The organism is Lacinutrix iliipiscaria (genome assembly GCF_042686125.1).
Lineage (GTDB): Bacteria > Bacteroidota > Bacteroidia > Flavobacteriales > Flavobacteriaceae > Oceanihabitans > Oceanihabitans iliipiscarium.
The window spans coordinates 1-11,957 of sequence record NZ_JBHUOV010000014.1 but is presented as its reverse complement, the minus strand read 5'-3'; the positions used below and the strand labels follow the sequence as shown (position 1 = coordinate 11,957).

At 30.1% G+C, this 11,957-nt stretch carries 12 protein-coding genes; all 12 read left to right on the top strand.

All coding sequences use genetic code 11. From position 1 onward, the window contains the following. The coding region (locus ACFS5M_RS12740; RefSeq protein WP_379899026.1) for a hypothetical protein at positions 1–197 on the top strand (197 nt) is incomplete at its 5' end. A 237-nt stretch (positions 198–434) separates the two neighbouring features. Beyond that, positions 435–2,078, top strand: coding sequence for a hypothetical protein (locus ACFS5M_RS12735; protein ID WP_183490528.1), 1,644 nt, complete (start codon positions 435–437; stop codon positions 2,076–2,078). A 208-nt stretch (positions 2,079–2,286) separates the two neighbouring features. Beyond that, positions 2,287–2,865, top strand: a complete 579-nt coding sequence (locus tag ACFS5M_RS12730) for a hypothetical protein (RefSeq protein WP_183490531.1) — start codon at positions 2,287–2,289, stop codon at positions 2,863–2,865. A gap of 277 nt (positions 2,866–3,142) precedes the next feature. Beyond that, entirely contained in the window at positions 3,143–3,697 is a 555-nt protein-coding gene (locus tag ACFS5M_RS12725) for a hypothetical protein (protein WP_183490534.1), read from the top strand. 192 nt (positions 3,698–3,889) lie between these two features. Beyond that, the gene (locus ACFS5M_RS12720) at positions 3,890–6,274 is read left to right on the top strand and encodes an nSTAND3 domain-containing NTPase (RefSeq protein ID WP_379899022.1); all 2,385 of its coding nucleotides are present in this window, start codon (positions 3,890–3,892) and stop codon (positions 6,272–6,274) included. Positions 6,275–6,437: 163 nt separating this feature from the next. After that, positions 6,438–6,935 carry a hypothetical protein gene (locus ACFS5M_RS12715; protein WP_183490540.1) on the top strand — a complete coding sequence of 166 codons (498 nt, stop codon included), beginning with the start codon at positions 6,438–6,440 and terminating at the stop codon, positions 6,933–6,935. Between the two features lie 122 nt (positions 6,936–7,057). After that, positions 7,058–7,669, top strand: coding sequence for a hypothetical protein (locus ACFS5M_RS12710; RefSeq protein WP_183490543.1), 612 nt, complete (start codon positions 7,058–7,060; stop codon positions 7,667–7,669). A gap of 424 nt (positions 7,670–8,093) precedes the next feature. Further along, the gene (locus tag ACFS5M_RS12705) at positions 8,094–8,348 is read left to right on the top strand and encodes a killer suppression protein HigA (RefSeq protein ID WP_379899019.1); all 255 of its coding nucleotides are present in this window, start codon (positions 8,094–8,096) and stop codon (positions 8,346–8,348) included. Between the two features lie 16 nt (positions 8,349–8,364). After that, a complete protein-coding gene (locus tag ACFS5M_RS12700; RefSeq protein ID WP_221267603.1) occupies positions 8,365–9,468 on the top strand; it encodes a HigA family addiction module antitoxin in 1,104 nt (367 codons plus the stop codon). Between the two features lie 261 nt (positions 9,469–9,729). Beyond that, on the top strand, positions 9,730–10,179 hold the full coding sequence (locus ACFS5M_RS12695) for a hypothetical protein (RefSeq protein ID WP_183490549.1): 450 nt from the start codon (positions 9,730–9,732) through the stop codon (positions 10,177–10,179). 320 nt (positions 10,180–10,499) lie between these two features. Next, positions 10,500–11,720 (top strand): alpha/beta hydrolase, encoded by a 1,221-nt coding sequence (locus ACFS5M_RS12690; RefSeq protein WP_183490552.1) that lies wholly within the window; start codon positions 10,500–10,502, stop codon positions 11,718–11,720. Between the two features lie 55 nt (positions 11,721–11,775). After that, positions 11,776–11,957: hypothetical protein (locus tag ACFS5M_RS12685; RefSeq protein WP_379899016.1), on the top strand; the 182-nt coding region annotated here is incomplete at its 3' end.

Sequence of the window (11,957 nt, the reverse complement as noted above, 5' to 3'; positions counted from 1 at the left end):
CTTTTGAGCAAAATGGACAAATATGTGCAATTGGATTCACTAAAGCTGGATTTTGGAAAAATAAGAAAGCACAAGATATGAGAGAAATAATGAAAAATAGTGATTTAGAATATGAAATTAAACCTCCTTCTATTGAAGTTATGAGAATGTTTGAAAATGATTATAATACTTTAAAAACCAATAATGAGGTTATTTAAAAGCAAAAACTACATACAACAACGTGTATAATTAATTGCTTGTGTTGGTTAAGAACAGGATTTTATCCTACAATTTGTATATTTATCTAATCGGAAAATTTGCAAGTCAGAGCCTTGCCATTTTCCTCCAGCGGATTTTTCGCCACATGTGGCTCATCCAAAGCTAAAAATAGCTTCGGCTCAATCCGCAAAAAATCATACACGAACACGTTGTACGCAAGCTGAACAAACCCGCGAATGAAATTCAAAGCGACTAACAAACAGATTTTAAGAGACGAAATTACCTTTCAACACATAAAAGAAGTTTTGGATAACTTAAATATAAATACACTTCACAAATTTAAAAATGCCAAGAATCAAAAGATTATTAGAATTCCTGGAAATATTGATTTAAATAAATTATGTATTGAAAAAACAGGAAAATCATTTAAAGATTTTTTTGAATTTAAACGCTCTAAAACTAAACCTAGAATAGAAGATAAATTATTAGAACCTAAATTTATTGCTGATTTAAAAAAATGGTGCACTGAAAATTCAATTGAATCAATAAATCAATATGTAAATGCTAATGTTCCTAGTCGTTTTCCTTCAGCAGAAAGAATCAGGCAAGTTTATGGGTACGAATATTTCGCAGATGTGATAGGAATTCACGCTAGGAATTATGAATTTATGACACTAGTAGAAGCAAGAAAAAAGTGTTTAGAAAATGGAGTTATTGCATCTCAACATTATAGCAAGTTCTACCAAGAATACAATAAGACTAGTGAATTAAAATTACCATCCGACCCATTTAGATACTACAAAACCAACTGGTCAGACTTTATTCAGTTATCTGACACACAATTATTCATTGGTAATGGAATGAGTAGTTTAGAGTTATTTACATACAAATTACTGTATGATAGAAATATAAAATTTGAAATGCAAAAGACGTTCGATGATTGTCGTTCAAAAAACCCATTACCTTTTGACTTTTATCTACCACAAATAAATACAATTATTGAACTCGATGGTAAACAACACGATTCTCAAGATAAAAATAATTTATACTATTCAGAACACACTCAAAAACACGATAGGATAAAGAATAAGTATTGTAAAGACAAAAAAATAAGATTAATACGAATTAAAGGTCTTTTAAAAATAAAACAAACTTTAGAAAAAGAAATAAATCTTAATAATTACAAAAAAACAAAAGACCTCGATTGGACAAGTGATTTTAATAATCCTACACAAGTTTTAGAATCCGAATTAAGCAAATCAATTAAAATAAAACTTCTTCTATTAATGTGCGAGAAAGGTCGATGTAACTTTACTAATCAGAAAATTATTAAAGAAGTTGGATGTTTTAAATCTCTCTTTTATGCAATAAAAAATGAATTAATAAATTTATCACTTATAAATAGAGAGACAGATTATTATATAGATGAGAAACAGGAAAACAAAGTGCTTGAATTATTTCGAAAAGGTATTGGAATTGAAAAAATTAAAGAATTATCAAAAGTTTCTAGATCTGATAAAATAATTGAAATTATTGAAAAAAATGGCTTAAAATATACTTCAAAAAGAAAAACAAAAGAGAATTCAAATCAAATAAAAAAACAAATAATTGAATTATATTTAAAAGAAAGATCCAATGGAGAAATTTCTAATACATTAAAAATAAGACCAAGTTATTGTTCTCAAATAATAACAGATTATAAAATTAAAAATGGAATAATAAAACCTTCGAAGGAAATAAATAAAATTATTGAAAACATTATCGAATTAGAATTAAAAGGATTTAATAAAAGCCAAATTTGCGATGAACTGAAAATTAATCGACCATTTTTGTATAAGTGCCTAAAATTTAAAAAAGCCAGCGTACAACAACGTGTATAATCAATTGCTTGTGTTGGTTAAGAACAGGATTTTATCCTACAATTTGTATATTTATCTAATCGGAAAATTAGCAAGTCAAAGCCTTGCCATTTTCCTCCAGCGGATTTTTCGCCAGAAATGGCTCATCCAAAGCTAAAATAGCTTCGGCTCAATCCGCAAAAAATCATACACGAACACGTTGCCAACAAGCTGACCAAAAACCTCTGAATTGAAAATTAAACAGAATTATTTAAAAGGAAAATCCGTTTTCATAGTTTCATTACTCGTAATCGGAATTACAATTCTGACTGTTTATTTAACTGGAATTAATTACAACCGAAGTCTGACTTCTAACCTCTATTTGTCTCTCGGAATTATAGCGACAGCTCTTTTTCTATTTATGACTTATGGTCTCTATAAAGGAATTGGACTGATTGACGATTTTCCGAAATTTCGGAATTTTAAAACTGGAGATTTAACAGGTAGAACCTCACCAACTATGGATATTCCGAGTGTAGAAGTTGGAGATGGAATTGGAGGGCTGATTTTATCTATTCTATTGTGGATTGGAATGTCAATCTTATTCATTGTATTGCTAATCGTTTTGGAAGCAGTTTTTTGGTTTTCACTTTTTATAATTTTAGCAATGTTATATTGGATTTTCTTTAGAGCATTAAAATTTGTTTTTAGCAAATCAAAAGATACGAAAGGCGATATTGGAATTTCAGCAGTTTATTCGCTGACTTATACTCTACTCTACATTGGTTGGGTTTTCGGAATCGTTTATCTGACTGAAATAATGAAATAAAGCTTGTTGAGAACAAGCCGAAAACAAAAAAGGAACTCAATTAAGAGTTCCTTTTTTATATCTTCTATTTAGTTACGTTTCAATAAAGAAAGAGGCTTTACTAAATCTATATGGTACAAATATACAAATAATTCTCGATATTGCGAAACATATGAGGAATGAATTACGAAATAAATACTTATCCAGACCAAGGCATAACAGATATCTTACCGCTACTACTAACAACAAAAATAGAGCCAAAAGACTATATAATGCAAATATTCGGTTAGCTCAAGCTATGCATCCAATATTGACTCAATTTGAAGTCGTATTAAGGAACAGTTTAAATTTACAGCTTTCAAGCCATTTTGTTGATACTGATTGGATAATAAATCAAAAAAATGGTTTTATGAGAAATGCGACATTGGCTCATTCACGTTACTTTTTAAGACGTTCCGTAATAAAAACGGAAAACAAATTAACTAGAAGAGGTATTCCAATAACTAGTGGAAAGATTATTTCAGACCAAACATTTGGTTTTTGGATAGCCTTGTTTCTTGCTCACCACTACTCATTAATCGCTGGACAACCAATACACATTTTCGTAAACAAACCTGCAATAGAAGATAGAGCAAGTATCTATTCAAAACTAGATGACATCAGAAACTTTAGAAATAGAGTTAATCATTGTGAACCATTATGCTTCAATGGGAACAATATCGATTGTACTGAAACAATGAGCATTCGAGCAAAGCTTTACGATTTAATACGTTGGATAGAACCAGAACTAGTTCCCTTTTTTGAAAGCATTGATAATGTTCAAAGTAAAGTTGATAATATAATGCGAATTTAAAAGCCAGTTGGCAACAACGTGTATAATTCATTGCTAGTTATAGCCTACTTACGAAAGTCCTCGCGGACTTTCTATCTGTGATTTATTTGCTAACTTTAGTGCTTAAACACGCAACGAAATCATACACAAAACCGTTGGCCTTCATTATTAAGAAACAGCATATAACTATTAACCTCGAATTGACAATTTTAAATGAGTAATTATAATTTTAAAACTTTAAATGACAAGGAATTTGAGATTTTAATTCGAGACTTGCTTTCAGCTGAAATGCAAATTGAATTTCAAAATTTCAAATCTGGAAAAGACAAAGGAATCGATTTAAGATATTCTACAACTATTGATAATAAAATAATTGTCCAAGTAAAACATTACGCTAATTCTGAATTTGCTCAATTAAAATTTCAACTTAAAAATTCAGAACTTAGTAAAATTAAAAAGTTAAAGCCTAAACGTTACATAGTTGCTACTTCGTTAGAGTTAAATCCTTCTGAATCACAGGAAATAAAAGAAATTTTGTATCCTTATGTTAAAAGTATAAATGATATCTATTGGAATCAAAGAATTAACACAATGCTTTCCAAGTTTAAAGATATCGAAAGAAACCATTTTAAGTTATGGTTTTCAAGTAGCTCAATTTTAACGAATATTTTGAATCATAGTTCTTATTTAAAATCTACATATTTAGCAACTGAGTTAGAAAATAAAATTAGCCACTACGTTAAGACTGAATTTCATGATAAGGCTACGGCAATACTAAAAACTCAAAAAATACTATTAGTAACAGGTGCTCCAGGAGTTGGAAAAACTACATTAGCACAAATGATTATTTTGGATTTTATAAATAATGGCTATGAGCATTTAGTAATAGAAGATAAAATTAGTGAAGCTGAAAATTTATTATCACCAGATGAAAATAAAAAACAAATAATTTACTTTGATGATTTTCTTGGCTCAAATATTTATGAAATATTAAACCCTAGAAATAAAGAAAACTCATTAATTAGATTTATTAGTCGCGTTAGAGCAAATCCAAATAAGTATCTGATTCTAACAACTCGTACAACAATTTTGAATCAAGCATTGTCAGCTTATGAAAAATTAAGATATAATAAACTACATGAAGAATCAAATTTTGAAATATATCTAAATGAATATTCTCTTCTTCAAAAAGCTAAGATTCTTTACAATCATATTTATTTTGGGAATCTAGATGAAAAATACCGTGATTATATTTTTCAAGATAAAAGCTATTTTAAAATTATTGAGCACGATAGTTATAATCCAAGATTGATTGAGTTTTTTACAAACAAAGTGCATTTGAATAATGTTTCACCTGAAAATTATTTAAATTTTATTATGACCAATTTGGATAATCCAGAGGAAATTTGGCGAAGTTCTTATGAAAATCAAATGGACGACAAAGAAAGGTTTTTATTAATCTCGTTGTTTACACTGAGAGGCGAGTCTTCAAAAAGCATATTGGAGCAAGCATATAACGCTAGAGTTGAAAATGAAGTAGAAAATTTTGGTTATAAAATTAAACATAATTCATTTAATGAATCACTAAGAAATCTTGAAGGTTCGTACTTAAAAACGAGTTATGATGGTAAACAAAAAACTACTATAATTTCTTTCATCAATCCTTCTATATCTGATTTTCTTATTAATTATTTGAAGGTGTCAAATATTGAAAAAATAAGACTAATACAAGGAATAGTGTTTATTGATCAAATTATAAACATATTTCATCCTAACCGAGAAGATTACTTAAATTTTAATAAAGATGAAGGAAGAAAATATTATAAAAGTCTTCTGAAAAATGAAGAAAAGTTAAGAGAGTTTGAGGATTCTAAGAGATTCGACTTGAAGTATCTAAATACACTATTAATTCTATTTCGCGGAGTTGTTGAAAAGAAAGTTATTATTCGTCTATTTAAAAATTTACGATTAGAAGATATTCATTATTCAAATATTGACGATTTCTTAAATGTTTTTGAAAGAATTTCTTATATAAGTGAATTAAACCATATTATTTTAGATAATTGGAATTCAATTATTCTTGATTTGTATAATTCAGCTGGTGACGAATATAGATATAATAGAATAGTAGATTTGTTTGATGATTATTCTCAATCTTATGAAGATTTTATAAATGAGAATAATGCAGAAGTTTCTGAAATTTTAATAGATTATTTATCTGAAACTATTGAACAAATTATTGTTGATAATATTACAGAATATGAATACTCACCAAATACAGAGTATGTGCAAGTTGGACATGAAGAATATTATGAAGAAACTACTGGTTTTACACTAGACGATGATATAGATTACATAATTATGGATGAATTAGATATATTTAAGGATATGGGATTTCTTTCAAAAGGTCCATATATATCTAGTTCAGATTTAAGAATCGATAGCTCGGATTTAGCTAGTAGATTAGAAGAAAGTTACCTTGAATACCAAATAAGTTCAGCTGATAACTATTACGATGATAGACCTAGAGGAACAAATAGTTCTACTTCAGATTCATACTCTGATATTGACAGGATAAATGATTTGTTTAGTGATTAATATAACGAAAGGCCAACAACGTGTATAATTAATTACTTCTGATTTCCCTATCGGAAAATCCTCGGAATTAATTAACTTGTGTACTCATCGGAAAATCATACTGATTTTCCGTAACACAATTATACACGAACACGTTGTACCTCATTTCCAAACTGAACGCTGAATGAAAATATTTCCGACTAATAATTACGTGTTTGAACTGACAAAAGAAAGTACAGATGCATTATCGGAATTGGAAAAAAATACTCTGATAACTGACTCACTCGTATCTGAATGGACTAAAAAAACATTTATCGGACAAGTTGATAATAAAGGATTTAAAATAATCTCATCAAAACCTGGTCGAGGAGCTTTTTGTATTTTAGAAGGTACGCTGAAATCGAAAAAAGGTACTCTTGAAATTAGGATTCATAAGGCATTTAGAATAATGTTATCGCTTATATATTTATTCCCAATAATCGGATTTACAATAGCATTATTCACAAAGGAAAAAGAGATAATAATTTCATTGATATTTCCGACTTTAATGGCATTGGTCGTTTTTCGATTTGTCTTTACGGAATTAGCATTTAGAATTATTTCAAGAAACGGATTAAAAAGATTGACAGAAATAATCGGAATTACTAAACTGAAAAAAAACGAGGTACAACACCGTGTATAATTAATTGCTTTGGTCGTTGCTTATTTGGAAAATTCCTTCGGAATTTTCTTGCGTTCGTTTTTGTTTACTAAATTAGTTGCTGAAACACGCAACTAACCATACACAAACACGTTGTGCATAATATGAGAAAAACGTTAACATTGATATTTGGAATAATAATTTTACAATTAAGTTTTTCTTGTAAATCTCAATATTCAACAACTGAATTAAAAAACAACTTTACAACAGAGCAAATATCTGATTTAAATAAGATAACTGAATTCTTTAAAAACCAAATGTGTTTGGGAATGGAATCTGATTTTAAAACTTGCTACGAAAGAACTCCTCACGAATATTTAGAAGCAACAGGTAGCGGATTTTGGAATAATATTGATTTTGATAAACAAAAAGAGCTTTATAATGAAATCTCGGAATCTACTTTTGACGAAATTTGGGCTTTTTGTAAATCAATTTATCCTGAAAGCGGAACTGAATTAAAAAGTCTTTGTCCAGTTAATGGAAAATATATAAGCTATTTAATTGAATTAGGAAAAACGAATACTGCAATTGCAAAATATGCAGACAGAGTTAGTGCTGCTGGAGACTTTAATGAATTGTATTTAAATTATTCGAATATTCTGAATAATAAAAAAGATTTCAACTTAAACGACCCGAATGTTCAATTGATTTTAGCCATCCACTATTTATCTATAAATGATGATTTCAAAAGAACTGACAAATGGGAAGCGGAATAAAATACTATGCACAACAACGTGTATAATTAATTGCTACGCAATGTTGGTTAAGTGAACAAGCTAACTTTAATTCGTATATTAGTTTCGCGGAAAATTCGCAAGTCAGAGCCTTGCTATTTTCCTCCAGCGGATTTTTCGCCACAAGTGGCTCATCCGAAGCCAAAAATAGCTTCGGCTCAATCCGCAAAAAATCATACACGAACACGTTACCTGCAAGCTGTGAAAACCTATTCTACTGAAATTGTATTTCAATGCTAAATTTTTAGCAAGAATTAAAAAAATAAAAAATCATTAACCTTTTAAGTAAATAATTTTGTAATTTTGCGGCAAAGTTTTTGCATTTACAATGGAGTTATCGTACAAAAATAACAAACTGGAAAAGTCACTTACTACCGATAAAGGGTTAGCTAAAAGTTATGGCAAATTGGCAAAAAAAATCAAACAACGAAGAATCCAGCTTGAAAGTGCAGATAATTTAGAAGTTATCTCAAAATTACCAATATTGAGATTACACCAACACAAAGGAAAAGGTGAAGGTACTTGGTCAATAGATATTCAAGAAAATTGGAGAATCTTATTTATAATTAATCAAGATCCTATACCAACCTTAGAAGATGGTGGAATTAATTTAAAAGAAATAACCATTATAAGTATTGAGTCTATAGAAGACCCTCACTAACTTAAAAGGAATTATTATGACTGATTTACAATTAAAAAGAACCTTACTCTCCTGTCCAGGCGACAGTATTCAAGAGCACATAGACTTTATTGGCATGTCTCAAGCAGAATTGGCAGAGCGACTAGGTAGGTCTATTCCTAAACTAAATGAATTAATAAAAGGAAAAGCACCTATTACCAAGGAAACAGCTACAAAATTGGAGTATGTATTAGGAGTGTCTGCAAATTTTTGGCTCAATTTGGAACGCAACTATCAGGATGAATTACTAGAGATTGAACAAATGGAGCATTTGGAGCAATGCGAAGATTGGGTGTCATCTTTTCCTTTAGCCAAAATGAAGTCTTTTGGTTTACTTCCTGATTCTCGTAAAAAAACAGAATTAGCTAATAGTTTACTGAAATTTTTTAGAGTCGCTTCTCCCACTCAATGGTCAGATATTTACAATGGTAGTTCGCTCGCCTTTAAAATTGAGCTACGCCATACATCTGAACCACAAGCAATTTCAGTTTGGTTACGTATAGGAGAATTACAAGCAGATAAAATAAATGTAGCTTCATTCGATAAAAAATTATTGCGCAATAGTTTAAATCTTATTCAACAAATTTCATATGAGCATTCAGATAGTTGGCTGGAAGAATTACAAGAATTGTGTGCTTCTTGTGGTGTAGCTTTAGTATATACTCCTTGTATTGCAAAAGCTCCTATTTATGGTGCAACTAGATGGATTAAAAACAATAGTATTCCTCTTATTCAAATGACAGATAGAAAGAAAGATTATAATGCATTTTGGTTTACTTTCTACCACGAGTTAGGACATGTTTTATACCATGGTAAAAAAGATATATTTATAGATGGTATTGAAAGTATTACTCCTGATATTGAAAAAGAAGAAGAAGCTGATGCCTTTGCAGCTAGAATGCTATTATCAGATAAAGAGAGAAACGAATTATTTCAATATCCCAATTTTGATAGTGAATTGATTATGCATTTGAGTAAAAAATTCCAAAAACACCCAGGAATTATAGTAGCACAAGTACAAAGAAGATATAATAATCTTTATAAAAGTATAGAACTTAACAGTTTAAAAACAAAGGTGAAATTTTTGAATTTATCTTTTTAGTATAATTACTTTAAACATAATTAAGATTTATAAGATAGCCAGCAGGTAACAACGTGTATAATTAATTGCTATTGTTGGTTAATTGGAAGATTTTATCCTACAATTTGTATATTTATCTAATCGGAAAATTGGCAAGACTAAGCCTTGCTATTTTCCTCCAGCGGATTTTTCGCCATAAATGGCTCATCCGAAGCTAAAAATAGCTTCGGCTCAATCCGCAAAAAATCATACACGAACACGTTGTAGTGCATTAAAGAAAAAATGAACGAAAGATATTTAAGATTAGAAGTTGTCTGGAAAGATGAGCATATGTTCGAATTAAAAGTTTCGGCGAATAATGGACGATACTCTGGCATTACGGAAGTTTATGAAGTATCTGATTCTCTACTCAAATTTGTAAATGAGCTTAATGGATTTCCATTTGGAAAAGATAAAGTGACTCACTCTTGCGGAGAAAAAGACAGCTACGCTTATTTCGAAATGGAATTTTATAAAATCGGAATAACTGGAAAATGCGGACTGCAAATCACAATGGAAGAAAATGTTGCAACTGAATACAGAAAAGAAGAGAAAGATAAACTCACAATGGAATTGATAATTGAACCAAATTCGATTGATGTATTTTGTCGAGAATTGAAAGTACTAGCTGAACAAGAAAGTGGAATAGCGGAATTAAAAGCTGTTGGAAAATATACGAATAATATTGCGTAAATAACGCACTACAACAACGTGTATAGTTCATGCTAACGCAGATGGTTAAGTGAAAGATTTATTCCTACATTTTAACTATCTTAGTTTCGTGGAAAAATTCGCGTCGCTCAGCATCACGCTTTTTTTCCATCGGATTTTTCGCCGCAAGCGGCTCATCTGAGCGCAAAGCGCTTCAGCTGAAAATCCGCACGAAACCATACACGAACACGTTAGAGGCAATTTAAAAAAACACGATAGGTAAAAAGGACAAGTCTGGAATTATTTTTGATGTTGTCAATTATCCAAAAGAAATAATTACAAACTAAAACCTTACCAAACAAATGAGAAAGTCTAAAATTGTAATAACCATAATTACCTTGTTCCTATGTTTCAAAGGAATAGCACAATTTAATCAAAATAGCGAAAAGCAAATAGTAGTTGGGAAAGTTGATAGCTTATATTCCAAAATACTAAAAGAGCAAAGAGAAATTTGGATACATACACCTGAGGACTTTAATAGCACTAAAAAATATCCAGTTATTTATGTATTGGACGCATCTCAACAATTTTATGTTATTACTGGAATGCAAAAGCAGCTAACGCCTTTCAAAATTCCTCAATCTATAATAGTTGGCATTACCAATACGGATAGAACAAGAGATTTTACGAATACTAATGTTCCTTTTCAACGCGGACACGAATCGGAAACTTCTGGAGGTGCCAGTAATTTTTTAAAATTCATAAATCAAGAATTAAAACCGTATATCAACAATAAATACCCAACCGAAAACAACAATACCATTATTGGTCATTCTACAGGAGGTCTTTTTGTACTTTATTCATACTTACATAACGAAAATTCTTTTGATAATTATTTGGCAATTGACCCAAGTCTTTGGTGGGACAAAGAAAATCTGGTTAAAGAAACTCAAGAACAACTAAATAAAGGAAATCGAAAAGAAAAATCATTATATATAGCGGTGGCTAATAGTATTGGCAAAGCAATGGACACGGTTAAAGTTAGAAGAGACAAAACAGTTCCTACTGAACAGATTAGAGCCAATTTAAAGTTTCACGACCTATTAGTGAAAAATAATAAAGAGATTAATTTTAAATGGGAATACTTTGAGAATGAAGACCACGGAAGCATTGTTGTTCCAGCCCAGTATAATGGATTGCGGTCTATTTTCTCTTGGTTTCCATTCCCAGAAATGTGGCGTTTTAACACACCAAAAGAATATTCTGCCAAAGAATTAACAGAGCCTTTTAAAACCCACTATAAAAAATTGAGCATTCAAATGAAACGTGAAGTAAAACCTGAATGGGAATTACTAAATCAAGTTGGGTTCTTTATGTTAGATGGACATAATCTTCCTAAAAAAGCTTTAGCATATTTAGAACTGAATGCTGATTTCTATCCTAATGAATCAAAAAGTTTTGTTGCTTTAGGGAATTACTTTTTATCTCAAAAAAACAAATCAGAAGCAATTAACAACTATAAAAAAGCAGTTGGAATAGACGGAAATCAAGAAGCTCAAGCTAAACTAAAGGAATTAGAATAGTAATAAAAACTGCCTCTAACAACGTGTATAATTAATTGCTACGCAAGTTGGTTATGTGGAAGATTTTATCCTACAATTTGTATATTTAACTAATCGGAAAATTCGCAAGTCAGAGCCTTGCCATTTTCCTCCAGCGGATTTTTCGCCACAAGTGGCTCATCCAAAGCTAAAAATAGCTTCGGCTCAATCCGCAAAAAATCATACACGAACACGTTGTGCTTCATTATTTCTCACTCT